The sequence below is a fragment of the Sedimentitalea sp. genome, assembly GCF_039973035.1.
GTDB lineage: Bacteria > Pseudomonadota > Alphaproteobacteria > Rhodobacterales > Rhodobacteraceae > Sedimentitalea.
The window spans coordinates 11,654-37,087 of record NZ_JBDWLR010000059.1; the positions used below are offsets into that span (position 1 = coordinate 11,654).

A 25,434-nucleotide genomic window follows, 5' to 3' on the forward strand; every position below is an offset into this window, starting at 1 on the left:
GCTGACTCACTCCGCCCCACCAGACCGCAATCGTGGTGACACCAACGGTCCCTGCAGAAGCGCTTCGGGGCGCACTGATTGATGGATGCTCTCGGATGGGTCGCGACCTACCACGCGGGCTCTGCGCAACAGGAAAATCTTGCCCCATCCCCGCCAGGTCCCGTGTGATGGAGCGTCGGGATCAGTGTAAAACCTTGCCCGCCAGGTCGCCGGAAGTGGCAGACCACAAGCCTCGGCATGCTCGAGCATCCAAACCAGAGAAATATTGGCCAGCGGCCGCGCGGGTTCGTATCCGTTCAGATGCCCGCCAACGTCGCCATGCGTGCCCCGGAACCAGACCTGCTCGACCCGCCCCGGAAAATCCGGAGAACTGTACCACAGTTCGGGCGTATAGGCGCGACGGGTCTCGTCCAGCGCCAGCGCCTGAAAGCCGTTGCGGATGCTGCGTCCGAGTTGGTGGTTGTGAAACGCGTGCTGATCCTCAGCACTCTGCCAGAGCAGAGGTAGTTTCAGTCCCAATGCCTTGACCGTATCCCAGACCCCAATCATCTCAATCGGTACGTCCGGGTGGCAAAAGGTCTGCTTGAAACTGCCCGCTTGCTGGGTGAGCGGATAGTACTGATAGTGCCGATAGGCGTTGCGGATATTGCGCACCGTGGCCTGATCGGCGCGGAGCAGACCAACCATATCGATAACCCCGGCGAGCGAGCGCACGGCAAAGGCCCCGCGGGAATAGCCGAACAGGAAAATCCGGTCACCCGGACGATAACGTGACGCGAGATATCCGTAGGCGCGGCGGATCTGGCGGTTGATGCCGCGCCCCATCATGACATCCACGGTGCCTCGCCAACTGCTCCATTGCACGCCCGCTTCGTAGAAAACCGACACCTGCGATCCCATCTCACGACATAATCGATAGGTCATGCCTGCATGGGTTTCATAGCCGGGCTCCAGCGATGACAGCGTGCCGTCCAGAATAATCACATGGGTAAGCGGGCCGCGCGGCTTGACCTCGGCTGAATGCTCGGAGCGCAGCGGCCGCCCGAGCCATCCGAAAAGCTTATTTCTCAGCCGCGACAGGATCATTCTGCAACACGTCCCAAACTTCGATCGGCGTCAACGGTATCTCTGAACACTTCGGCAGCAGCTCCCATGTGCATAGGGGTGACGGTTGATGACACGAGTTCAAAGATGACTCCGATCATCGGCACCTCGCGTGCGCAGAGCAAGCAGAAACCGCAAAACTTGCCGTGAGCAATAGACCATCGATTGCTCACTTGCGGGCCCCATTCATCCCTGCACCGTGAACCACATGTATTAAGGATCGGTTTGGTAATTTTCGCCGCGCTTCAATCCGGGCGCGCGCCTCGGGGATAATCCGCCCTGCCCTTTGACAAATCCGCTTGGCGCAGGTCAGATTTTCTGTGAACGCAGAGGAGATGTGTGCCTGATGGACAAGGTCAGCTTTACCCGCATGCAGGACGGAACCCGTGAAGAATACGAGTTCCTGACACGACATGAGACCGAGCACACCAAAGGGATGGCTGATCGGTTGCTCGCGGCACTCGTAGATCTCGACCAAAGCCTCAGCGGCTATCAGATCACCCGTCTGGGTCACTCTGTGCAATCGGCAAGCCGCGCCTGGCGGGACGGCGCCGATACCGACTGGGTGGTGTCCACCTTGCTGCATGATATCGGCGACATCTATGCTCCCTATAATCACGATGAATACGCCGCCACCATCCTGCGCCCGTTTGTGCGTGAACAATGCGCTTGGGTGGTCGAAAAACACGGTGAATTCCAAATGCTGTACTACGGCCACCACGTTGACGGCGACCAGCACAAACGTGAAACGCATCGGGGTCACCCGTATTTTGACGATTGCGCCCAGTTCTGCGAACGCTGGGATCAGGCCAGCTTTGATCCGGGCTATGACGATCTGCCACTGGATTTCTTTGCACCAATGGTACGCGAGGTGTTTGCCCGCACCCCCTATGACCCGGCCGTGGTCCGATCTGGCGTTCGCGAACCGCTGATCCGTCCGGAACAGGCAGAGCGCCGCCAGACTTGATACGCGCAAGCCCAACTGCGCAAGTCCAAGAAATCCGCCCGGTGCGCCTTTCCCTTGTCCGTCGGTTTCGCTAGACGGAGCGAGACGACAAGAGGAACAGCGACATGGCGATGAACAAGACTTTCGATGCGGCAGAAGCCGAAGACCGCCTGTATCGGGCATGGGACGAGGCAGGCTGTTTCAAGGCCGGTGCCAATGCTACGCGCGCCGAGACATATTGCGTCATGATCCCACCGCCCAACGTGACCGGCAGCCTGCATATGGGGCACGCGTTCAACAACACATTGCAGGACATTCTGGTGCGCTGGCACCGCATGCGCGGGTTCGACACGCTTTGGCAGCCCGGACAGGACCATGCGGGCATCGCCACACAGATGGTCGTCGAACGCGAACTCGCAAAGGACGGCAAGCGACGCACCGATTTTTCACGTGAAGATTTCACTGCAAAGGTCTGGGAGCAAAAACAGAAATCCGGCGGCACCATTATCGGTCAACTCAAGCGCCTTGGCGCGTCGCTTGACTGGTCGCGCAATGCGTTCACCATGTCGGGTGCCCCCGGTGCACCGGCAGGCGAAGAAGGCAATTTCCACGATGCGGTGATCAAGGTCTTTGTCGACATGTACACCAAGGGCCTGATCTATCGCGGTAAGCGGTTGGTCAACTGGGACCCACATTTTGAAACCGCGATTTCCGATCTTGAGGTCGAGAATGTCGAAGTCGCCGGCCATATGTGGCACTTCAAGTACCCGCTGGCAGGTGGTGCGACCTATACCTATGTGGAAAAGGACGAGGACGGAAACGTTGTTCTGACAGAAGAACGCGATTACATTTCGATCGCGACCACGCGGCCCGAAACCATGCTGGGCGACGGCGCGGTTGCTGTGCACCCATCGGATGAACGGTATGCGTCAATTGTCGGAAAACTCTGCGAAATTCCGGTTGGACCGAAAGAACATCGTCGCCTGATTCCGATCATCACCGATGACTATCCTGATCCTGATTTCGGGTCTGGTGCGGTCAAGATCACCGGTGCGCATGACTTTAACGACTATCAGGTCGCCAAGCGCGGCAATATCCCGATGTACGGGCTGATGGACACCAAAGGTGCCATGCGCAACGATGGCAAACCCTATGCCGAAGAGGCCGCAATCGCGCAGGCCATCGCCAATGGCGATCAGGATTTTGACGAGACTATGATCGCCGCGATGAACCTTGTCCCCGATGAATATCGCGGGCTGGACCGGTTCGAGGCGCGCACGCGCGTCGTTGCCGACATCACCGCCGAAGGGCTGGCGGTCACACATGATGTCACCAAACCCGACCCCGAGGGCGGCGAGGATATCGTCGCCAGCGAACCTTTCGTCGAGAACAAGCCGATCATGCAACCCTTTGGCGACCGCTCCAAAGTCGTCATCGAGCCGATGCTGACTGATCAATGGTTCGTCGACACCGACAAGATCGTCGGCCCCGCCTTGGACGCCGTGCGCAATGGCGACGTCAAAATCGTGCCCGAGCGTGAGGAAAAGGTCTATTTCCACTGGCTTGAGAATATTGAACCGTGGTGCATCAGCCGCCAGCTTTGGTGGGGCCATCAGATCCCCGTCTGGTACGGGCTGGACCTGAGCTATGAGCACGCGATCGGCGAAGACGGCGAGCTGGATTATGTAGAACTGCACAAGCTGCTGATGCGCGACGGCATGGTGCATGCGGGCACCGTTTCTCATTGCGCTGCCGAGTTTGATGCGGTGCAAAGCGCATTCCGTGATGAAATCGCGGATACGCCCATTCCGATCAATCACGCGGCCATCGTCGAAGTGGCCGACCGGCATGCCGCCATTCACATGCTCGCCGAATGCCTTGCGCAATACGCGGTTGATCAGGACTCGACCAAACTGGTTTATCCGGTCTGGCGCGACCCCGATGTGCTCGACACCTGGTTCTCCTCCGGCCTTTGGCCCATCGGTACGTTGGGCTGGCCCGAGGACACGCCCGAACTGGCGCGCTATTTCCCGACCAGCGATCTGATCACCGGCACCGACATCCTGTTCTTCTGGGTGGCGCGGATGATGATGATGCAACTCTCCGTCGTCGGACAAATCCCGTTTGATACCGTTTATCTGCATGGCCTTGTGCGCGACGCCAAGGGCAAGAAGATGAGCAAATCTGTCGGCAACGTGGTCGACCCGCTCGAGGTGATCGACGAATACGGTGCCGATGCGTTGCGGTTCTCGTCAGCTGCGATGGCCGCGCTTGGTGGCGTGCTCAAGCTCGATATGGAGCGGATCAAGGGCTATCGCAACTTCGGGACCAAGCTGTGGAACGCCATGCGTTTTGCCGAGATGAACGGTGTATTTGAAGGGGCGGCCGATGGCCTGCCGCAGACTGAACAGGCGCTGAACAAATGGATCGTCGGGGAAACCGCCAAGGTCCGCATCGAAGTTGACGAAGCACTGGAGAACTATCGCTTTAACGACGCGGCCACAGCGCTTTACGCGTTTGTCTGGGGCAAGGTCTGCGACTGGTACGTGGAATTCTCCAAACCGCTGCTGCAAGACGACAACCCGGCCCGCGAGGAAACCCGCGCGACGATGAAATGGGTTCTGGATCAATGCCTGATCCTGCTGCATCCGATCATGCCCTTTATCACCGAAGAACTGTGGAGCACATCCGGCGACCGTGCCAAGATGCTGATGGTCGCGGATTGGCCGAATTATGGCAGCGAACTGATCGACAGCGATGCCGATCACGAAATGAACTGGGTGATTGCGCTGATCGAAAGCGTCCGGTCCGCCCGCGCACAGATGCATGTGCCCGCCGGTCTTTACGTGCCGATGCTGGTCACGTCGATTGATGAGCGTGGTCGCGCGGCGTGGGATCGCAACGAAACGCTGATCAAGCGGCTGGCACGCATCGAAGACCTGAGCGAGACAGACACCTTGCCCAAAGGCACCGTGACGATCCCGGCAGAAGGCGCGAGCTTTGGCCTTCCACTGGAAGGCATCATAGACATCGCCGAAGAAAAGGCGCGGCTCGAAAAGACCTTGGGCAAACTGGCCAAGGAACTGGGCGGCCTGCGCGGTCGGCTGAACAACCCGAAATTTGCCAGTTCAGCGCCGGAAGAGGTTGTCGCCGAAACCCGCGCCAATCTGGCAGCGCGGGAAGAGGAAGAAGGCAAGCTCAAGGAAGCGCTGGCACGACTTGCCGAGCTGGCCTGATGTTCTAAAACTCTGCCAAGGGCACGGCTTTGTGTCCTTGGCAGCGCGGCAGATCAAGCACTATCCCCGAGAGGGGATCACTTGAAATTCGGCGCACGCCCCTGCATTTGCGCCCCGATCACTTCCATCTGGTCGGGCTTGCCGATCAGCCCCGCGGACTCACGGCTCTCCTGCAACAGCACGGCTTCGCGATCCTGGGTCTCAGCCACATCGATCAGCCGCTTTGCCGCCCGGATCGCCGAAGGGCTTTTACCCGCGATCGTCGTGGCAAGCTCAAGCGCCGCTGCCAGCGGATCGTTAGCCAGCTGCGTCACCAGCCCCCAGCGTTCCCCCTGCTCTGCCGGGATAGGCTCTGCGGTGTAGGTCATCAGCCGCAACACGTCAGAGCGCACCAAAGGGGGCAGCGTCACCATCCCGCCCAGATCGGGCACCAACCCCCATTTCATTTCCATCAACGACAACTTGGCATCCGGCGCCGCGATCCGGATATCGGCCCCAAGCGCCAGTTGCAGACCGCCGCCATAGACCGCGCCTTGCAAGGCCGCGATGACCGGCACCGGCACCCGCCGCCAGACCAGCGACATCTCCTGCAAGAGGTTTGTGTCCCCGTGGCTACGCCCCATGAGCCATTCCTCGGGATCGACCTGCCCCATCTTGGCAAAGCTGGCGAGGTCCAGACCGGCGCAGAAGCTTTTACCCTCGCCCGACAGCACCACGGCCCGCGCATCCGAGGCCGCAACCTCTTGCCCGGCCGCGACAATCGCCTGAAACATCTCATCATCCAGCGCGTTCATCTTTTCACCCCGGGTCAGCGTCACCCGTGCAATGTGATTCTGATAGTCAACTGAAACGCGTGCCATGAAATCTCTCCGGTTTAGGTTTGGCTCACCACACCCTATTCCATCGCCTAAATCCAGATGAACGTGGGGGCACAGCGCGTGCCCTAGCCTCGCGCATTTACAACCAGGGCCGCGCGCTTCATGGTCGCGTCGGTTCAGAAAGTGCGGACAGTGACACAAGAAACGCCAGTACCGCCCAGAAAACAACGCCGCGCTCTGGCGCGTTTGGCGTGGAATGTCGCGGGGGGCATCGCCCTGTTGCTCGGATTGATCGGCATCGTGCTTCCGGTTCTGCCGACGACGCCCTTTGTCTTGCTTGCTGCCTTCTGCTTTTCCAATGGGTCGCCCCGCATGCGCCACTGGCTGGTCAACCACGCGGTCTTTGGCCCGTTGATCGCGGATTGGGAAGCCCACGGCGCCATTGCAAGGCCGATCAAGCGCTTGTCCTGCAGCATCATGGCCGGCGTTTTTCTGGTGAGCGTTATTGCCGGCGTCTCGCCGATGGTCCTGATCATTCAGGCGGTCTGTCTTGGCGGCGCAGCGACCTATGTTTTGACACGACCGGACGGACCGCGATAGGTCGCGCTTGCGGCGCTGCGACGGCTGGGGTTAAGTGCGCGCATGACAGAGCTTCGCTATACCCCGCTTGCACAATCCCTGCCCGCCACCGTGCCTTTTGTCGGCCCTGAAACCCAGGAGCGACAACGCGGCAGCGCGTTTGACGCGCGGCTTGGCGCGAACGAAAACGTATTTGGCCCGTCGCCAAGGGCAATCGAGGCGATGCAGGCAGCCATGCAAGATATCTGGATGTATGGCGATCCGGAGAATCACGACCTGCGCCAGGCCTTGGCCGCGCATCACGGGATCACCCCCGATCATATCGTCGTCGGCGAAGGCATCGACGGGTTGCTAGGGTATCTCGTGCGGCTGCTGGTCGGCCCCGGCGATGCCGTGGTGACGTCGGATGGGGCCTACCCCACGTTCAACTATCACGTGGCGGGCTTTGGCGGCGTTTTGCACAAGGTTCCCTATGTCGATGATCACGAGGACCCGTCACTTTTGTTTGCCAAGGCTGCCGAAGTTGATGCCAAGCTGGTCTATCTGGCGAACCCCGACAACCCGATGGGCACATGGCACAGCGGTGTCGATTTGCTGACCGTGATGGATGCCCTGCCCGAGGGCTGTCTGCTGGTACTGGACGAGGCCTATGTCGAATGTGCGCCGGATGGCACGGCGATTGACGTCGATATCGATGATCCTCGGCTGATCCGCATGCGCACCTTTTCCAAGGTTTACGGAATGGCCGGTGCGCGGGTCGGCTATGGTCTTGGCGCGCCGGGACTGATTTCTGCGTTCAACAAGGTGCGCAACCATTTCGGCATGAACCGCGCGGCACAGGCCGGTGCGCTTGCGGCGTTGGCTGACACCGAATGGCTTGATCATGTGCGCAGCGAGATCGTGACGGCACGGGATCGCATTGCCGACATCGCACAATCACACGGGCTGACACCAGTCCCATCGGCGACCAACTTTGTAGCACTTGATTGCGGCAGCGACGGCGCCTTCGCCAAGGCAGTTCTGGACAACCTGATTTCACTTGGCATCTTTGTGCGCATGCCGTTTTCGGTCCCACAGAACCGATGCATCCGTGTGAGTTGCGGCACAGCCGCCGATCTGGATGCGTTTGAGGCGGCCCTTCCCAAGGCGTTGGAGGCGGCACGCCGCTGATCGCGCAAGATTTACGTGACCGGGGCGACCCAATGGCTACTCTGTTGCAGAGACCACGAGGAGCCTGCCATGTCCGAACACAGGATATCCGCCGCGCCTGACTATACCAACGCCGCGCTGACAATGCTGGGCGTCAATCTGTTCTGCGCGTTTCTGGCGATCTGGGCGCTTTACGGGTTGTTGCCGGTGCTGCTTGTATCCGGCGTTCTGAACCATGCGATTGATCGACTGCGTGCGAGACGCCGCTAGCGCCCCGCGATGACGGATGCCGCGGCTTCGAGCCCTCCCCGGCCATGCGAAATGCCAAGTGCCCGCATGCCGGTTTCAAGGCCGCCCAGCAATCCGAGGATCATCTGACCGTTCACATGCCCCATATGGCCCAACCGGAAAAAGCCGTGGCGGGCCGGATCGTCCGGAGCCGCCATGCCCAGACCGATCCCAAGGGTCAGACCCATGTTAGCCTCAAGCCATTGGCGCAGTGCCGTGCCTTGGCCAGTCTCCAGCCGCAGGGCCGTCACCGCGTGGCTGCGATGCGCCGGATCAGAGATGTTCATTCGCAATGGACCATTGTCCTGCCCCCAAACCTCGCAGGCGGCCCAGATGGCGCCGGCGAGCCGCGCATGGCGGGCCCAGACATGATCGATCCCTTCGCCATGGATCATGTCCAGCGCAGCACGAAGTCCATAAAGATGATGGGTCGGCGCAGTACCGCCAAAATACTGATAGAACTCTTCAGGGTTGGCGCGCGGCTCCCAATCCCAATAGCGGCTGACGACAGGCAGTTCCGAACGCCGTGCAGCGGCCTTGTCGTTAAAGAACACAAAGCCGAGCCCCGGTGGCACCATCAGCCCCTTCTGGCTGCCTGTGACCATCACATCGACGCCCCAGTCGTCCATCTCGAACCGATCACAGCCCAGCGAGGCGATGCAATCAGTCATCAAGAGCGCCGGATGCCCCACGTCATCCAGAACCGCGCGCAGGGCCGCAATGTCGTTGCGCACCGAACTGGATGTATCCACATGCACCGCCAGTATGGCCTTGATTTCATGGCCCGCGTCCTCACGCAGCGTGGAGGCAATGCGGTCCATATCCATCGGGCTGGATTTTCCGAATTCCAGAATCTCCACCTGCGCGCCCAGTGCGCTGGCGACCTCGCCCCAGCCGTGGCCGAACCGTCCGGTTGCCGGAACCAGGACCTTGTCACCCGGCGCAATCACATTGGCCAGCGCCGCTTCCCACGCCCCGTGGCCGTTGCAAATATAGATCGCTGCATGATGCCGCGTGCGTGCCACCCGCCTGAGATCCGGTATGATCCCGTCGGTCATGTCTGACAGTTCGCCCTCATAGATGTTCGGAGACGGGCGATGCATGGCCTGCAGAACCTTGTCGGGAACCACGGAAGGCCCCGGAATTGCAAGATATTCGCGCCCTTGCGCCACGGAGAGTGAGTCGGCCATATCGCCCCTTTCGCAGATTGGCCACACCCTACATCCGGCAGGCCCAAGGTCAATCGGGAGGATCACACGGGTTGCGCCAAAATTCTCAGGTGATTAAATGGCTCAAACGCGCACAGCGATGATGACCGGCTTCGCAACTCAACAGGATCAAGACCTTATGAGCACTCCCCCCAAATCCTCGGCCGAACTGCTGAGGTGGTTGTGGCGCGGATATCTTCATCAACATACGGGGACGATGGCCCTCGCCATGGTGTTCATGCTGATCGAGGGCAGCATGATCGGCGCAATCAGCTATATGATGCAACCGATGTTCGATGAAGTGTTCGTGGCGGGCAACAGCGGCGCATTGAAATGGGTCAGCATAACATTCCTGGTGATTTTCACCGTTCGCGGTCTTGCCGGTCTCACACAAAAAATGTTGTTGGCGCATGTTTCGCAGATCACTGCCGCGCATCTCAGGGTCGATCTGCTGCGGCGCATGATCCAGCAGGACACCTCGTTTCACCAGAACCATCCCCCCGGATTTCTGATCCAGCGCGTTCAGGGCGATGTCGGGGCCATTGACATTGTCTGGCGCGGCATCATCACCGGCGCCGGCAAGGATGCGGTGTCGCTGGTTGTGCTGCTTGGTGTTGCCACCAGCATTGACTGGGCCTGGACCGCGATCATGCTCATCGGCGTGCCGCTCATGTTTCTGCCGATCGGGGTGGCGCAACGCTATGTGCGCAAGAAATCCGCCTTGGCACGCGATCTCGGGGCCACATTGTCCACCCGTCTGGATGAGGTGTTTCATGGCATCGTACCGATCAAGCTGAACAGCCTCGAAGACTATCAGGTCGACCGATACTCGGGGTACACTGACACCTATCGGCGTTCTCAAATTCGCGCGACCTTTGGGACCTCATCCATTACCGGCATGATCGACATGATGGCCGGGATCGGATTCATGGGCGTTCTTCTATATGGTGGCACTGAAATCATTGCCGGTGAGAAAACGGTTGGCCAGTTCATGAGCTTCTTTACAGCCATCGGCCTCGCCTTTGACCCGATGCGCCGTTTGGCCAGCCTGAGCGGCGCGTGGCAGGCCGCAGCCGCCTCGATTGAACGCCTGAAGGAACTGATGGACGCGCCGATCCTGCTGACCTCGCCCGAGGTCGCAGTTCCGGCCCCCACCGGCCTTCCCAATGTGCAACTGGAAAACGTATCGCTCAGCTATGGCGATGCAGAGGTTTTGCGGGATCTGTCGCTTGTCGCTGACTCAGGCAAGACGACCGCGCTGGTCGGGGCGTCGGGGGCGGGCAAGTCCACGATTTTCAACCTGTTGACGCGACTTGTCGATCCCCAGCAGGGCAGCGTCAAGATTGGCGGCATTGACGTCCGTGATATGGCCTTGCCGGATCTCAGGCAGCTCTATTCAGTCGTCAGCCAGGATGCACTGTTGTTTGATGAATCGCTGCGCGAGAACATCCTGCTGGGGCGCACCGACGTCAGCGACGCGGAACTGCAACCTGTTCTCGACGCCGCGCATGTATCGGATTTTATCGCGAAATTGCCCGAGGGTCTGGACACACGCGTCGGACCGCGCGGCTCAGCGCTGTCTGGTGGTCAACGCCAGCGCGTGGTGATCGCCCGCGCCTTGTTGCGCGACACGCCGATCCTGCTCTTGGACGAGGCGACCAGTGCGCTGGATGCCCAGTCGGAAAAAGTTGTTCAGTCGGCACTGGATCGCCTTGCGGGTGGCCGAACGTCGCTGGTGATTGCGCACCGGCTGTCCACCATCATAAATGCCGACAAGATCATCGTCATGGATCGTGGCAAGGTCGTTGACGCCGGAACCCACGCCGAATTGCTGAAGCGCGGCGGCATTTATGCCGATCTCTACCATCTGCAGTTTCAGGGTGGGAAAACCGTGATCGACCCGCAGGGCGCAGCGGCGTTGGCACCACATGCACCGCACCTGTCAAAGCCGCAGAGTTCATGGCTCCGTCGCGTTGGGCAGAAACTGCTTGGGTGATACTCGCGTGCCGGTTTCGCGCTCAAACGCGGTCTTGTGGCACGTCTAGCGCTGGTACTGCCTGGCAAGCGTTTTCGGATCCGCACCTGCAATGTAGCGGACCAATGTCCATAGATTTGCAGCGCCTCGGCGCAGCCAGCCCACGCGCCGATAGCGCTCGGCACTGGTGAACGCGCGCGCCGAAAGGGCGGTCAACGGACGCTGCAACGCCCGAACCAAGGCAACATCTTCCATCAGTGGCTGGTCAGGATAGCCACCGGCCCGATCATAAGTGCTGCCCAGCACCAGCAATCCCTGATCGCCGTAGGGCAAGCCGAACACGTAGGACCGCAGGTTTGCCCATCCCGCGAACCAGATCGGCATCAGGCCGCGTGCGCGAAAGGCGAGGCGAAAATAGGCGCTGGCTCCTTGCCCGTTCGCAATGTGCTTTGCGACCGCAGCGGCCCAGCCCGGCTCAAGCTGCGTATCCGCGTGCAGCACCAGCAGCCATCGCCCCCGTGCCTGCGCGACACCCCGGCGCAGCTGCCCTCCGCGCGACGCGGGACCGGTTGTGATGTTCGCACCGGCAGCATCGGCGATCCGACAGGTTGCATCGGTGCTGCCCCCATCGGTGACGATCAGTTCTCGGATCAGCCCGGCCGACAGCCCCTCCATCAAGGTTGCAAGACAGGCTGGCAGCTGATCCTCTGCGTTCAATGTGGGAATGATGATCGAGATTTCGGCGGGCATGGGACTTTCTCTGTTCTTTCCTGCACGCATATCTATATGTCGGGGTAATGAAAACTAGGAGGCCGCCATGTCCGACCGTCGCATCCTCAAGCTCACCGGCCGCGAAACCGAACCGTTTCTGCAAGGGTTGGTTACCAATGACATTGTTCGCCTTGACGACGGGCTGGTCTATGCTGCGCTCTTGACCCCGCAAGGCAAGTACATCGCTGACTTTTTTCTGCTGCGGCAGGACGACAGTGTTCTGATTGATGTCGCCGAGGTGTTGGCGGACGATCTCAAGAAACGGCTGACGATGTACAAGCTGCGCGCTGATGTTGCGATTTCCGAAAGTGATTTGAACGTACAGCGCGGCACCGGTACCGCCCCTGACGGTGCCCACGCCGACCCGCGCCACCCGGCTCTTGGCTGGCGCCGCTATTCGACAGCCCCCGCCCAAGACGACGGCAGCGACTGGGACGCTATCCGCGTCGACCACTGCATCCCCGAAACCGGCATTGAACTGACGCCCGACACATTCATCCTCGAAACGGGATTTGATGTCCTGAACGGCGTCGATTTCCGCAAGGGGTGCTATGTCGGACAGGAGGTCACAGCACGCATGCGGCACAAGACAGAGCTGCGCAAAGGGCTGCGACGCGTCCGTATCGAAGGCTCAGCCCCCTCAGGCACGCCGATCGTCGCCGAAGACAAGGCAGTCGGCACACTCTTTACCCAATCCGGCAATCATGCGCTGGCCTATTTGCGGTTTGACCGGGTGACAGATGCGATGAAGGCCGAGGACGCGACGCTTTGGCCAGCGTGATCCCCTGTGCAGTCTAAAGTGCCGCCCGCTTCGCCCTGATTTTGCACCCCGTTGTCACCCGGCAGATGAGTTCACATCCTTGATTCAGCTTTATTCAACCATCTGGCGCGTCAGTGGACGCCGACAGTTTATCCTGATCCTGCTGTCGCTGGCTGTCGCCGGCTTGTCCGCAGTCCCGCTAAGCTATCAAAAGGAAATCATCAACGCGCTGACCCACGCCAAGATCGACTCGCCTTCGCTGTTCGTGATGTGCGCCGAGATGATGGGTGTCATCCTCTTGAGTCTGACGCTGAAATGGTTGGTTTCCTACCGCTCGGGCACGTTGGGCGAGGACATCATCAGGCTCCTGCGCAAGCGCCTGTACCTAGACAATGCCAATGGCAAATCGATCCCGAAAGGCACTCTGACAACAACCATATCCGCAGAGGCCGAAGAGTTGGGCAAGTTTACCGGCGGGGCGTTTTCGGACCCTGTCGTGCAACTCGGGACACTGGTTGCAGTGATCGGCTATATCGCATCGTCGCAACCCGGGCTGGGCGTCATTGCGCTGGCGATGATCACACCGCAGGTCATCATTATTCTTGCGACACAGCGAAAGGTGAACGAACTGGTTGCCAAGCGCGTCAGGATTCTGCGTGGCGCCACCAACCGGATCGTCAATGAAGACGACGGCGAGGACGCTTCGACAATCGAAGAGGAGTTCGACGCTATCTTTGAGACCCGACGCCGCATGTTCATCTGGAAACTGTCGACCAAATTCGTGATCAGCGCCCTGAACGCTGTCGCCACTGTTGCGGTCCTCGTCCTTGGCGGCTGGCTGGTTCTGGAAGGGCGCACGGATGTCGGCACCGTCGTGGCCGCGACCATGGGTCTGAGCCGCCTTCAGGCGCCGACGTCATTTCTGATCGCGTTTTACCGACAGGTCAGCGCCGCGAGGGTCAAGTTTGATCTGGTGCGCGAACTTCTGGAAGAGCCACAGGCCAGCGCGCGCAAGACAGGCTGAACGCGCTCAGGCGCGTTCGGCGTATTCCATGGTTTCGGTATTTACTACGATCATCTCGTCCTGCCCGACAAATGGCGGCACCATCACCTTGATCCCGTTATCAAGGATCGCCGGTTTGAATGAATTCGCAGCAGTCTGGCCTTTGACGACAGGCTCGGTCTCGACGATCTTACAGGTCACCTTTTGCGGCAGCGACGCGCTCAGCGCCTCGGCATCGTGGAATTCGACGACCACAGTCATCCCGTCCTGCAGGAACGGACGACGATCCCCGAGGATCTCGGCAGGAAGCTCGACCTGCTCATAGCTGGTCGTGTCCATGAAAACGAGCATTCCGTCATTCTCATACAGGAACTGCTGGTCTTTCTGCTCCAGCCGCACCTTTTCAACCTTGTCCGCGCTGCGGAACCGTTCGTTCAGCTTGCTGCCGTTGCGCAGATTGCGCAGCTCGACCTGCGCAAACGCGCCGCCCTTGCCCGGCTTGACGTGATCCACTTTGACCGCCGCCCACAGGCCATCGTTGTGTTCGAGGACGTTGCCTGGGCGGATTTCGTTGCCGTTGATTTTGGGCATGGTTTTACCTTCGCATGTGCTTGATCGAAAAGCTCAGGCACCTATATATGGCGGGAGTGAGACTGGCAATACAACGATATCTCGTGCTGCAGCTGCAGCGAGCCATGCGCTGAACGCAAGTAAGCTATGCAATTTCGGGGTATCCGAATCAGTTTAGATCAGTCATAACGGACGTCGCGCCGAAAAATTACAAGAGCAAGAATAACAAAGGAAACGAGATGAAAGATTTCGTTGACGGCACTGCCTTTAACAACGAGCAAGGCAATCGTGCACGTAAACTCTTCGCGGCTGTCGTACTGGCCGCGCTTGATGATGCCATCGCCGATGACAAGAAATACGGCAATGGACCAGAACAGATCGCCCGCTGGGCGCGTTCGCGCGACGGGCGCGAAGTGCTGTCCTGTGCCGGTATCGATCCGAACGAGCGGGTCGTGTCTGGTTTGATGGAATTCGTGGGCCGCGGTGTGCGGACCTCTGTCGCGCTCTCCCGCGAGGAAAGCGAGCGGCGCAACGCTGCTCAGCAGGCAGAAGCCGCCTGACAAGATAATCCGTCGGTCGATTCAAAAAGCGCGGGCATTGCTGCCCGCGCTTTTGATTTTTCCTGACTTGGTTAGCTGATGCCATTCAAGGCTCGGCCTCGGATCAATGGCATGTTCGCAGAACTACGCGGTTCGCCAGCGGACCGAGCCAACGTACCCAAGACCGGTCAGCCGGCGCTATTGCCCCGGCTCACACTCTTATCGCTTGCCAAGTGCCTCAAGCACACGATTCAGATCCTTTGACTGCTTGGATATGCGCGCCGGCGCATCTTTTGCCAGATTGTAATAGATTGTCGGATCATAGATCTGAACCGCTAGCCCCAGACGCTCCGCCGTCAACAAACCCTGGCTGGCCAACAACTGGTAGGACGCAATCACCTCTTCCGCCCTTGCGGAGATTTGTGCCGTCAGCGCATCCAGCAATTCTTGCTCGGCAGACAACACATCAAGCGTGGTCCGGGCACCCAAGGTGGCCTCTTCGCGAATGCCATCAAAGGCGACCCGCGCCGCCCGCACACGCTCTGCCGTGGCGACAAGGCTGGCACGCGAAACTTCCAGACGGACAAAAGCATCGTTTACGCCCTGAACAGTGTCACGCTGCACCGACAGCAGACTGCCGCGCGCGGCATCCCGATCGGCCATTGCAGCGCGAATGTCAGATTGCAACGCGCCCCCTCGGTAAATCGGCTGACGCAGGCTCAGCCCGACACTGGCGTCATATCCATCGCCGGAACTGTCCCAGTCTTCGATTAGGCCGACCGCCATGGTACCATCGACCGTGGGGCCAAGCGCCTTGGTCGCGGATTGCACGAGAATTTCCTGCGCTGCGACCTGTCGCTGGCTGGCCAGAATATCCGGATGATACCGGACCGAAACGGCCTGTGCGGCTTCGACCGACTGCGGACGCTTGGGCAAGTTGGTTGGCGTTACCAACTGGCCGGGCTGTCGACCGACTGCGTTCACATATTCAGCCTTTGCATTGACAAGCAGCCCCTGCGCCGTTGCTAGGTTGCTGCGGGCAGCCGCCAACCTTGATTCCGCCAGCGCAACGTCGGTCCGTGTCACTTCGCCAACATCAAACCGATCCTGCGCAGCGCGCAATTCCTCACCCAGCACCCGAACGTTATTCTGTCTCAGCGACACGTTCTCGGTCTGAAGGATGACATCCATAAATGCGGTAACGGCACGCAGTAGAATGCGCTGCTCGATTGACACCAGCGTTTGCCGTGTCGCCAGAACCACCTCTTTCGCAGCCGCGACCGTCAGCCGCCGCACACCATTGTCCAGCAATCTCCACGACGCCTCAAAGGCAGCGGTAAGTTGCGACGAACTCGCCCCCAAGGTCCCCCCGCTCCACTGCCGTGGCTCGCGAACCGACGTCGCCAGTACGAAATCCAGCACCGGCCGCAGTGTTGAAACCGCAGCGGCCACGTCCTCGTCCGCCGCACGCAACAACGCGCGGTTCTGTTCCAACAGTCCGCTGGTATTATAGGCACCGATCATGGCGTCTGCGATATTCTCGGCCCGCGCGCTGCCAACGGCCAGAACCGCAGAGCTTATACTGATCGCAAGTGCTGCGGCCTTGCCCACTCTGAATTTCGGTGTCCTGCTCATGTCGACCTCCTGATCGCGACGAGTAAGTCCGGGTTTTTCCCGTTGTGTCCCACTACATCTACCTCAAACAGCCGTCGTCACCCTTTATACCTACAAGGCAAACACGGCTTCTTTCTCAAAACCTGGCAAGACCGGAGCGCTTGCATTGAAATCGAACCGCCAGGACAATGTGCCGCCGGTCTTGTAACCAATCCGGACGATACCAAGCGCGTCTTCCATAAAAAGACACGCAATGCGACCGCCATCTTTGAGCTGGTCGGCGATAGCATCCGGCAATTGCTCCACACCGCCCTGTATCAGGATGAGATCGTAGGGGCCATGCTCCTCTGCTCCATCGGCAAGTGGTCCCTCGTGGACGATCACGTTATCCGTGCCCGACTCCACAAAGACAGACTGGGCTTCGGCGGCCATTGCGGTATCCTCTTCCACCGCAACAACGGCCTGGGCCATCCGAGCCACCACAGCAGAGGAATAGCCATAGGCGCAACCGATATCCAGAACCAGTTGATCTCCGGAAATATTCAACGCATCCAGAATCTTGGCCAACGTGCGCGGTTCGAGCAATACGCGTTTTTCGCCAAGGTCCAGGTTTTCACTGGAATAGGCCGCTTCTCGCAGCGCATCCGGAAGGAAAGCCTCGCGCTCTACCTTCAGCATCGCGTCGATGATCGGAAACTTGGTAACATCGGACGGCCGCACCTGAGTGTCGACCATCATCCGGCGTCGGAGCGCGAAATCTGCCATTGCTAAACTCTTCTGTTCACGCGGTTGCAGGGGTTTTGCCACATCGCCCGCGCCCCGGCAACGGCCCACTGTGCAAAAACACGATATGTGACACTTGCAGCGCAGCGACAGATCAGCTAGACGCCCTGCACCACCATGGCACGGCGAGTTGGCGGAGTGGTGACGCAGCGGATTGCAAATCCGTGTACACCGGTTCGATTCCGGTACTCGCCTCCAATAAAATCAATGACTTGCGCCATATTTCGTCTCCTCTTACTCAATTTTTGAAACAAGCGTTGAAACTTTCACGTTTTCTTCTTGTTCTGTTCGAAACGGTTTCGAGCGTCTTGTGCCCGTGTCGCAAGCTCCCGCTGCCTGATGCGCCCTCCGTATTTTTTTAGCATCTCAACGCCAGAATGACCCGTTACGGCCTTCACCATTTCGTCGTCACAACCTGACTGATAAAGTTCGATTGTTGCGTTCTTGCGCAGGCCATGGGTGACGTAGGTGGCCGCACCAGAATGCTCCATATTCGCCTTAACCTTGCGCATTTCGTCGGCGATGGTTCTATAACTGACTGGGCGTCCCTGCTTGTCAGTTATGACTGTCAGGCCGTTCTTCTCAATTGAAGCCAAATGATCGGTTAGACGGTGTGTCAGTGGTATCCAAAGTCGTTTCTCACCTTTGCCTTGAGTGAAATCGTAGGCCCCGTCTTGGAAATGATCCCAGCGCATCTTTAGAACGTCACCGATCCGTTGTCCTGTGCCGACGCAAAGCTCATAGACCAAACGAGCGCGTGACGTCGCCATCTTTTCGAACTCTTCCCGCACATCATCAGGCCAAGGCTCCCAGCCCTCACTCTGCTGTTTGAACAGCGGGATGCCCTTGGCGGGGTTGCCGTGCTCTTTTTTGAGAAACCCAATAAGGCGGGCGTGTTTCATCAAAACTACCATGACCTGAACAAGATAGTTGGCTTGCCGCCAATGCTCCGCATTGGCGCGATGTAATTCGTAGATGTGGTGGGTCTCAATCTTCTGAGGGTCTTTTGTCCCCCAGATAACACGGATGTGGCCGATGTATTTTCGGTAGTCGGCCTTTGTCCTTGGCTTTAACTTCTTATAGGCATTGCTTTCAAAATAACTCAGGATCAATGCCTCGAAATTCCGTTTTGTCGGGGTTGGCTCACGGCCTTTCAGCAACTGGCTATAGTGGTCCGCAAACTCCGGCGTTCCCAGCTCTTCCTTCATCATCACCGATTGCCCTCGTGACCGACGAATGAACCGCAGATAGCCGCGATCCTCATAGACATATTTCGGCAGGCTCTTTCGGGTCACTTGCCCATCCTTAAGTCGCTTTCGAGAAAATCATCGGCTCCAGCAGGATCACCCATGCCTGCATCGACGGTAACGCTACCGTCGGGCTTCATCTCGAACTTCGCTCGGCTCCATCCGGCATCCCGCGCGTCCTTCAAGAGTGATGAAACCGCCTGCTTTGCCTTGGTTTGAATCGTTGTTTTGGTCATTTTTCCACTTTAACTCCCATTGTCTCGCATCTAGGCTCAAACGGCCTAAACCGACGAATAAATACATAAATAGGCCATATACGGCCTATTTGACACAAACATGAGGAGGCCCGCGTGTCTACTACTTTTTTGGAGATTGGCCGTAGGCTGCGCGAAGTTCGTGCATCAACGGGGCTGTCTCAAGCCGAATTCGCGGAGTTTTTGGGAACGTCCTACCGCTCATATAGAGCTTACGAGACAGGCCAACGCGAAGTCACAACGGCAGTCGTTTTAAAGGTGGAAGCGATCCAAGGAGTCGCGCGCGGTTGGCTGCTGTCGGGTGACAACCTTGAATTAGAAGACAAAGAACTGGCGATAGTGCAGGAAACGCTTGAGCGTGGGCTAACGGAGCTAAAGGCCACCAATAGTGCCATTGACCCGGTTTCGTGGGCGCAAAAACTTAGATTGGCGATCAAGTTGGGCCTAAGCCAAAACCGAAGCCTTCCGGCAAGTGATATTGCCGAGATTGTTGGAAGCCACCAAGGACAACAAAGGACAGCGGCCAAAGATGACAACTGAGAAAAGCAGTAAGGCAGAATTGCGCAAGTGGGGGCGGAAAACCATTGAATTGGTCAATGTCGGAATCTTCATGGCGCTTGCGTTTTCGGTTCTTTGGGTCGCCATTTTGATATGGTCGGCAGAGGGTTCGCAATGGAAGTTCGCAAGCATCTTGGGGTCCACAACTGGCTTAGTCATTGGATCAGTATTCGTTGCAATTCGGCGACGACTAATCGCTTTCATGGCACTTATGGCGTCAGACTTTTCGGTCTCAGACCATTGAGCTCTTTGAAGGCGACCTCCTATCGATTTATCTGGCTTACCGGATTAGGAAGGCTCCTATGAACAGCTTAGAATTATTTTCGGGAATTGGAGGGATGGCAACTGGCCTTGAGGCTGCAGGCTTTCGACATCTAGATCTTTTTGAGTCAGATCCCTCATGCATAGAGACTTTGAACCAAAACCTAGAGAATAACACTATCAAATCAGGTTTTGAGCCTCCGAGTGCTAAAGATGTTCGCAACTTCGATTTCCGAAAATTTGAAGGCAAGGTATCGCTCTTGTCAGGCGGGCCACCTTGTCAGCCTTTCTCGTTTGGTGGCAGTCACCGAGCTGCAAAAGATCAGAGGAATATGTTCCCTGAAGCTATTCGGGCAGTGAAAGAGGCCCGGCCAAGAGCTTTCTTGTTTGAGAATGTGCCCGGCATCATGCGGCCACGGTTTCAGAACTACTTTGAGTATTTGCGGCTATCACTGTCATATCCTGACGTCGAAGAAGTGCTAGGTGAAGACTGGGTTTCCAAACTAACTAGGTTGGAAAAGCATCACACGAGTAAAGCCCGGTCTAGGCTGGGCTACCGGGTTGTCATCCAATCAACGAACGCCGCAGACTACGGAATACCGCAAACGAGGCAGCGTGTCTTCTTGGTTGGAATACGAGAAGATATCACAAAAAGCTGGAGTTTTCCCTGCGCCACGCATTCTGCAGCAGCGCTGGAAGCAAGCAAGTTAACAGGTGAATATGCCGAACGGCATAAGCTTGTTGATGCCACTCGTCCTAAATCTGGAGCGCAGTTTAGCTTTGAGGCCGATCCGAGCGTTGGTACCAAACCATGGGTAACCCTACGCGACGCGATTATGGATTTGCCTGACCCAGAGATTGGTGAAGGCAATTTCATTCATGGACACACGTTTAAGGGCGGGGCGCGGGCATATAAAGGCCATACTGGGAGTAAGCTTGATGTACCGGCTAAGACACTCAAGGCAGGAGTAAACGGCGTACCCGGAGGCGAGAACATGCTTATAAAGGACGACGGTTCAGTTCGATATCTCACCATTAGGGAGTGCGCTCGCGTTCAGACATTTCCCGACAGCTTTGTGTTCCACCATGTTTGGAGTAGGGCCGTCCGGCAACTGGGCAACGCGGTGCCTGTCAAGCTTGCTACAGTGATTGGAGAAAGCTTGAGAAATACCCTTAGAACATAACGAATTTTAGAATAGGGCTGTTTGCGGCTCGGAGAAGAAGACCAATTGTTCACGGCTCCAATACAACGGGTTTTTTTCTGGATCGGGCATTGGTTGCCCAATTGCTGAATGTGTTTCGACGCGAAAAGTGTGAGGTGATGAAACTTCCATCTGTGTGCCGGATAGCTCTTTTGGGTCAACTTCTATGCGGAAATCAGTTTTTAGCACCAGAGCGTGTTTAAGAGGATCTGAGCGACTATCGTCAACGGTTCGATATGCCTCTGGTTGTGCGCCAAAAGAATTGGGTTTCTGACGACCGGACATGCGCACCGATAGCAGTGTGTGTGTGATAATGGACGTTAAGCTTCGCGTTCTTAGCAAGCTAAACAATTGAGGCCAGAAGAGACTTTGCTTTTCAATCTCGGGAAACTGGAGGAATACATTATGGATTCCGTCTATGACAATTGTTGTGAATGGATCTCCTGAAAGCAGAGATGCGCGTAAGGCCCATTCGATTTTGCTATAGAGGGTGTCCGGCTTCAGGTGGCCCGGATAGAGATGCATGACTTCCATCCGAGGATCATAATCTCGTGGAAGCTCAGGATACTCTCTGTTTCGAACGACCTTTAGCTTGCCTAGAATATGTTTGTAGTACTCTTCTGGATAGAGGAAAGAGACGACTAAGACCTTCTCGGACTTCGAAATTAGTGTGTTGTTGGTGCTTTTCTGAAAAGACGGAGCAGTTGCTATTTTAAGCGCAAGGCCTGCTTTGCCGCCAGATCCTTCGCCATTTAGGAATATATTGGATCCCCGGTATAGCTCAACGCCCACCTTTTTGTTCCTGAAAAAGTTTAGATCCTTCGACACCCCAGTGCCTGACCCGACTGAAATCAGTCTTAAATCCTCTTGCCGACATGTCAGTTGCATTGTCTGTTTGTAAACATCGGTAAAAGGGAGACGCGAGTTCCAGATTGACATGCGGTCAAGCTGGTAGTTCATCTGTGGAGTGAATCTAACGCCCTTATCGCCAGCAATCTGCAAGCCGTGTGTCCCCGGCGAGCAAAGTTGGTGCCTCGCCTTTGATAGAGTCATATAGCGATGAGGCTTGGAGCCAATATCTGACTCCGTTTCGTGTGAAAGCCTCATCGCCACATCTACAAGATAGTCTAGAGATGTGTCTGCTCTCCAATCTGTTCCTGTGGTGAGTACCACTAAGGCTCGAAGCTTACGGCAGGTCTCAATAAATCGGTGGAATTCGTCTGTAATTTTTTTGGAATCTGCCTGACTAGTATCAAAAAGAGCTTGTGTGGCGATCTCGTGTAGGCCGTCCAGAACGACCATTGTTGAACAAGGTAGCGGTATTCCATCTGCATTTTCATCTGTTGTGCAATTTTGAGCTTCAAGTGCAGACGCAATCTCCTCGAAGAGATCGCTTAAATATCTGAGCCTTTTGTCCTCTTCCTCATGAACCAATTCAAATCTGCTAATCCGAAGCCAGTCATGGGAGTTATCGGGCACAAAAGGTAAGTTCCGAATTCGCGAAGGCAACAAGCTCGCTGCACGGCTATGTAGATCCTCTGCGTCCTCTTCTGCGGTCAGAAAAAGTGTTCGGATACCGAAACCAGATAAGGCTGCTCCTAAACCGAGCGCTAAAGCCGTTTTCCCTGACCCAGCTCCACCGTGAAGCGCACAAACTAGTCCACCCCGTGATGCAAAGTTCAATCCGCCTCTAAAAATGGTGTCAGCTCCTCGGATTGGTATCGGGATTCCCCAGAGACTATTCACGAGTTCACTAAATTCGGTGGGTGATTTTAGGTACTGTGGACGGGCAAATTCGAGCGGAATAGCAGCAGAATGCACGTCACATAGCTCTGACAAGCCAAATAGCGCATGAGCTGGGCTTTGTGGATAACGATCTGACGGCTTGAGGCGTAGGTTCAGAACGCTCGTCATTGCAAGGTAATGCCTAAGAATGCCAGACACTCTTGAACTTAAGCTGGAGTCGGCCCGCGGTTTAGGATCGTCAAGTTTGTCCTGTCCACGGCTTCGATATCGTTCCTGCATGGAAGTCAGAAGGCTCGTATACGCCGCTTCGAGGTCTTGAACTGTGAATTCGTCATAGTTGTGCTTGAGAACTGTTTTAGGCATCGCCCCAAATCGTTGGAAAAGCACTGTTCTCATCGTTAGTAGAGCGTAGGCTCGGCTTCCAGGGTGTTCAGGTATCGTTAAAAAATCGGCTACTATTTGATATGGTGAAGGAATATTTATAGCATCTTCTCGCCGTGTGGATTCCTCAAACGTCGCCTCCATGGCGTTCTTTATGATCCGAGATATTCGCGTCGGGTTCTCTTGCACGAGATCGCTCTCAGGGTCCAAGATACTATCGCCTCTTTGCAAGGCCTTTCTGACTTTGTCAGCGAGCTTGGAAACATTTCGAAGGGTCTTTGTTTGCAGAGGATGGAGCGCTTCATCAGCACTACCACCTCTAAGATGACGGACTTGATTTTCTCCAGTTACTACGGCGATCCACGAGAAATGCCGGTTTAGTTTGGCATCGGGCACGTTTCCCGGCTCTATAAAACTGTATTTATCGCCGCCTTGCTCAACAAATTCACCGAAAGCCCTCAACGTACTCCGAATTAATTTTTCAGCTAGGTCATGGTATGGAAGCGAAATGTTTGTGCTCATATCTTATGCAGCCACTGGTACTTGTTCGACCACAGACTCGGCCAAGCAGGGGCGCTTCGTCAGGAAATCGATATCGTCCCTTGGAATAGGGTGAAGGACCGAAGTGACACTTGCTGCAATTTGCAAGGTCGGTTCCAGTTGTGACCCCCGTCGTTCGTTTACCCAATTCAGAAAGTCCGCCTGATCGCCATTTGTCAGGGATTGGGAGACAGTTAGCGCAAATTTGTTGAACAGTTTGCTGCCGATCGAACCAACCAGTTTGAGGTAACGTGGCTTCAAAACTTTCCAGTTGATTTGAATGCTCGGAGCATCGAATAGGCCAGTGACCGCTTTTGTCAGACCAACGACATCGAGTGGATAGGCATCAAGTGCAAGATCGATCCATAATTCGGGCAATTCAGTGCGTAACAAGCTGAGGTCGTTCAATTGTTGCGGCCCAAAATCACCACCGCAAAGAATGAAGTCCGAAACAAGCTCGAACTGACTTCTTGGTGATAGGGGTGCATCTGAACCGAATAGCCTTCTTTCAAGAGCATCGCGGTAGGTAGCGCCATGACACCCAAGTTTCTCTGCGATCAGCACAATGCCCATGGAAAAATCTTCATTTTTTGCTTCATCGTAAGAAACAAGCTCAGCCAAAGCTTGTTCCGCTGCATGCGGATCAAAGTCACTGTTTTGCTTGAGTCGGGCTAAAAATAGTTCAAGGTCCGAAAATCCTCCTTTGGTCCTAACCCCTTGGGAATAGGCGCGAAGTCTAAAAAGAAGATCATCAAGCATCTGCATCAAGTCCTAACAATACGTAATGGTTCAACAATATGCCGATAGCCAACAGCATCGCTCAATATTTCGGGTAGGCCACCTTTCGCCACACATGGGTTTGGGCCATACGGAATGGGAGCGGTCATGCCGCCCGGCTCCCAAATATCTCTTACACCTAAGTATCCGCTATGGCAAAAGTTAGACGCTCTGACGTTGCTTGCGCCAGCAGCAGCGACGACCATACACAGATAATCTAGGCCAGTTTCATACGTTTGTTCATCGTTGAGTAAACCTGGCAACCCCAAGCGGCATGGCAAACAATCGGCATCGTTCGCTATGTCATCGTTTGCGTTGTGGTTGCCATGATGAGACCGGAAGAGCCAACAAACTGGCGGACTGATCGAGAATGCCACGCCAGTGTTAGGATCAATGGCTGTCTTTAATTCTTCGAACCATTCGACGGCTTCAACTCGTTGACTTGGCGTGGCTGCCGGACTGCCATGGCTATCAAGCCAAGAGAATTTCTGTAGAACATCATCCACACTCTGCCGCAGCCCCTTGGCTATATATGCCGCCGCATTTCTCAGGTTTGTGACCCGACCGAGTGTTTCTCCGTCAACTAACACCACTGGAACCCCTGTATGCTGACGGGTTGAGCAAAACAGGTCGTAAGCCTCTTCTAGAGACGCTTCTCCGACTCCATTGCGTACATCTGCGATTGTTTCACAGTCACATTCTGAACAAGCAGCGAGAAATTCATTCTTCACGGCATCTTCAACCGCATCATTACAAATTTTTTGATAAACACCGTCAGGTAGAAGTGCTGGCTTCGTATTTACTGGCAATTGAGACTCTAAAGGTTGTAAAAACAAGTTCAAAAACACTATGCGGATATCGTTCAAGTTGCACAGCGTTATTTGTTATAGTCAGCAAGCTGCAGGTACGCAACAAAGGGCAAGCCATGGTGGAGCTTTCATCTAAGCGCATTTTCGTCCTTTCATTTCATAATCCATAGCCATGACTAGGGTCAGGACTCATAGCCAATAGATGACGGTTGCCGCTAGCGCGATTGCGGAGAGGAAGACCTTCGGGCACCTGTCGTATCGGGTCGCGACCCGTCTCCAATCTTTCAACCTGCCGAACATGATCTCGATGCGATTG

General features: G+C 56.4%; 24 protein-coding genes and 1 tRNA gene. 12 read left to right on the plus strand and 13 right to left on the minus strand.

Features of this window, described 5'->3' with window-relative positions; genetic code table 11:
- Positions 1–6: 6 nt before the first annotated feature.
- Entirely contained in the window at positions 7–1,086 is a 1,080-nt protein-coding gene (locus tag ABJO75_RS14500) for a DUF2235 domain-containing protein (protein ID WP_348125061.1), read from the minus strand.
- A gap of 364 nt (positions 1,087–1,450) precedes the next feature.
- Between ABJO75_RS14500 and ABJO75_RS14505 the strand changes: the two genes are divergently transcribed.
- Together ABJO75_RS14505 and ABJO75_RS14510 are read left to right on the plus strand one after the other, a co-directional pair.
- Positions 1,451–2,071 (plus strand): peptidase, encoded by a 621-nt coding sequence (locus ABJO75_RS14505; RefSeq protein WP_348125063.1) that lies wholly within the window; start codon positions 1,451–1,453, stop codon positions 2,069–2,071.
- Positions 2,072–2,175: 104 nt separating this feature from the next.
- On the plus strand, positions 2,176–5,286 hold the full coding sequence (locus tag ABJO75_RS14510; protein WP_348125065.1) for a valine--tRNA ligase: 3,111 nt from the start codon (positions 2,176–2,178) through the stop codon (positions 5,284–5,286).
- A gap of 77 nt (positions 5,287–5,363) precedes the next feature.
- Here the strand turns inward: ABJO75_RS14510 and ABJO75_RS14515 are convergent, their stop codons facing one another.
- Positions 5,364–6,146, minus strand: coding sequence for a crotonase/enoyl-CoA hydratase family protein (locus tag ABJO75_RS14515; RefSeq protein ID WP_348125067.1), 783 nt, complete (start codon positions 6,144–6,146; stop codon positions 5,364–5,366).
- Between the two features lie 150 nt (positions 6,147–6,296).
- Here ABJO75_RS14515 and ABJO75_RS14520 point away from each other — a divergent pair, with 150 nt between their 5' ends.
- The 3 genes from ABJO75_RS14520 to ABJO75_RS14530 all read left to right on the plus strand — a co-directional run bounded on the left by ABJO75_RS14520 (position 6,297) and on the right by ABJO75_RS14530 (position 8,102).
- Positions 6,297–6,704, plus strand: a complete 408-nt coding sequence (locus tag ABJO75_RS14520) for a YbaN family protein (RefSeq protein ID WP_348125069.1) — start codon at positions 6,297–6,299, stop codon at positions 6,702–6,704.
- 42 nt (positions 6,705–6,746) lie between these two features.
- The gene (locus tag ABJO75_RS14525; protein WP_348125071.1) at positions 6,747–7,853 is read left to right on the plus strand and encodes a pyridoxal phosphate-dependent aminotransferase; all 1,107 of its coding nucleotides are present in this window, start codon (positions 6,747–6,749) and stop codon (positions 7,851–7,853) included.
- A gap of 69 nt (positions 7,854–7,922) precedes the next feature.
- Positions 7,923–8,102 carry a hypothetical protein gene (locus ABJO75_RS14530; protein ID WP_348125073.1) on the plus strand — a complete coding sequence of 60 codons (180 nt, stop codon included), beginning with the start codon at positions 7,923–7,925 and terminating at the stop codon, positions 8,100–8,102.
- Here ABJO75_RS14530 and ABJO75_RS14535 read toward each other — a convergent pair.
- Positions 8,099–9,310 (minus strand): aminotransferase class V-fold PLP-dependent enzyme, encoded by a 1,212-nt coding sequence (locus tag ABJO75_RS14535; protein WP_348125074.1) that lies wholly within the window; start codon positions 9,308–9,310, stop codon positions 8,099–8,101. The genes ABJO75_RS14530 and ABJO75_RS14535 overlap by 4 nt on opposite strands.
- A gap of 157 nt (positions 9,311–9,467) precedes the next feature.
- Between ABJO75_RS14535 and ABJO75_RS14540 the strand changes: the two genes are divergently transcribed.
- Entirely contained in the window at positions 9,468–11,324 is a 1,857-nt protein-coding gene (locus tag ABJO75_RS14540; protein ID WP_348125076.1) for an ABC transporter ATP-binding protein, read from the plus strand.
- Positions 11,325–11,369: 45 nt separating this feature from the next.
- On the opposite strand, the gene ABJO75_RS14545 is transcribed toward ABJO75_RS14540, so the two are convergent.
- The gene (locus ABJO75_RS14545; RefSeq protein ID WP_348125078.1) at positions 11,370–12,053 is read right to left on the minus strand and encodes a TIGR04283 family arsenosugar biosynthesis glycosyltransferase; all 684 of its coding nucleotides are present in this window, start codon (positions 12,051–12,053) and stop codon (positions 11,370–11,372) included.
- A 67-nt stretch (positions 12,054–12,120) separates the two neighbouring features.
- On the opposite strand from ABJO75_RS14545, the gene ABJO75_RS14550 reads away from it, so the two are divergent.
- Both ABJO75_RS14550 and ABJO75_RS14555 read left to right on the plus strand, forming a co-directional pair.
- Complete coding sequence (locus tag ABJO75_RS14550; RefSeq protein ID WP_348125080.1) at positions 12,121–12,855, plus strand: folate-binding protein; 735 nt, start codon at positions 12,121–12,123, stop codon at positions 12,853–12,855.
- Positions 12,856–12,934: 79 nt separating this feature from the next.
- Complete coding sequence (locus ABJO75_RS14555) at positions 12,935–13,858, plus strand: ABC transporter transmembrane domain-containing protein (RefSeq protein WP_348125082.1); 924 nt, start codon at positions 12,935–12,937, stop codon at positions 13,856–13,858.
- 6 nt (positions 13,859–13,864) lie between these two features.
- On the opposite strand, the gene efp is transcribed toward ABJO75_RS14555, so the two are convergent.
- Complete coding sequence (gene efp / locus ABJO75_RS14560) at positions 13,865–14,428, minus strand: elongation factor P (protein ID WP_348125084.1); 564 nt, start codon at positions 14,426–14,428, stop codon at positions 13,865–13,867.
- A 218-nt stretch (positions 14,429–14,646) separates the two neighbouring features.
- Between efp and ABJO75_RS14565 the strand changes: the two genes are divergently transcribed.
- A complete protein-coding gene (locus ABJO75_RS14565) occupies positions 14,647–14,967 on the plus strand; it encodes a DUF6280 family protein (protein WP_068332272.1) in 321 nt (106 codons plus the stop codon).
- Positions 14,968–15,165: 198 nt separating this feature from the next.
- Here the strand turns inward: ABJO75_RS14565 and ABJO75_RS14570 are convergent, their stop codons facing one another.
- Positions 15,166–16,581, minus strand: coding sequence for a TolC family outer membrane protein (locus ABJO75_RS14570; RefSeq protein ID WP_348125086.1), 1,416 nt, complete (start codon positions 16,579–16,581; stop codon positions 15,166–15,168).
- A 90-nt stretch (positions 16,582–16,671) separates the two neighbouring features.
- Complete coding sequence (locus ABJO75_RS14575) at positions 16,672–17,325, minus strand: protein-L-isoaspartate O-methyltransferase (protein ID WP_348125088.1); 654 nt, start codon at positions 17,323–17,325, stop codon at positions 16,672–16,674.
- 142 nt (positions 17,326–17,467) lie between these two features.
- Between ABJO75_RS14575 and ABJO75_RS14580 the strand changes: the two genes are divergently transcribed.
- Positions 17,468–17,541, plus strand: a tRNA-Cys gene (locus tag ABJO75_RS14580).
- Between the two features lie 68 nt (positions 17,542–17,609).
- Here the strand turns inward: ABJO75_RS14580 and ABJO75_RS14585 are convergent.
- The gene (locus ABJO75_RS14585; RefSeq protein WP_348125090.1) at positions 17,610–18,638 is read right to left on the minus strand and encodes a site-specific integrase; all 1,029 of its coding nucleotides are present in this window, start codon (positions 18,636–18,638) and stop codon (positions 17,610–17,612) included.
- Entirely contained in the window at positions 18,635–18,826 is a 192-nt protein-coding gene (locus ABJO75_RS14590) for a hypothetical protein (RefSeq protein ID WP_348125092.1), read from the minus strand. Before ABJO75_RS14590 ends, ABJO75_RS14585 begins: the two co-directional genes overlap by 4 nt.
- A 114-nt stretch (positions 18,827–18,940) precedes the next feature.
- Between ABJO75_RS14590 and ABJO75_RS14595 the strand changes: the two genes are divergently transcribed.
- Both ABJO75_RS14595 and ABJO75_RS14600 read left to right on the plus strand, forming a co-directional pair.
- Positions 18,941–19,384, plus strand: coding sequence for a helix-turn-helix domain-containing protein (locus ABJO75_RS14595; protein WP_348125094.1), 444 nt, complete (start codon positions 18,941–18,943; stop codon positions 19,382–19,384).
- A gap of 320 nt (positions 19,385–19,704) precedes the next feature.
- The gene (locus ABJO75_RS14600; protein WP_348125096.1) at positions 19,705–20,847 is read left to right on the plus strand and encodes a DNA cytosine methyltransferase; all 1,143 of its coding nucleotides are present in this window, start codon (positions 19,705–19,707) and stop codon (positions 20,845–20,847) included.
- Positions 20,848–20,853: 6 nt separating this feature from the next.
- Here ABJO75_RS14600 and ABJO75_RS14605 read toward each other — a convergent pair whose 3' ends face one another.
- From ABJO75_RS14605 to ABJO75_RS14620, 4 genes are all read right to left on the minus strand, one after another.
- Complete coding sequence (locus ABJO75_RS14605; protein ID WP_348125098.1) at positions 20,854–23,514, minus strand: hypothetical protein; 2,661 nt, start codon at positions 23,512–23,514, stop codon at positions 20,854–20,856.
- 3 nt (positions 23,515–23,517) lie between these two features.
- Positions 23,518–24,291 (minus strand): hypothetical protein, encoded by a 774-nt coding sequence (locus ABJO75_RS14610; RefSeq protein WP_348125100.1) that lies wholly within the window; start codon positions 24,289–24,291, stop codon positions 23,518–23,520.
- 5 nt (positions 24,292–24,296) lie between these two features.
- The gene (locus tag ABJO75_RS14615) at positions 24,297–25,175 is read right to left on the minus strand and encodes a hypothetical protein (protein WP_348125102.1); all 879 of its coding nucleotides are present in this window, start codon (positions 25,173–25,175) and stop codon (positions 24,297–24,299) included.
- A gap of 132 nt (positions 25,176–25,307) precedes the next feature.
- Positions 25,308–25,434 (minus strand): transposase (locus tag ABJO75_RS14620; protein ID WP_333483634.1); only part of this gene is annotated, 127 nt, incomplete at its 5' end.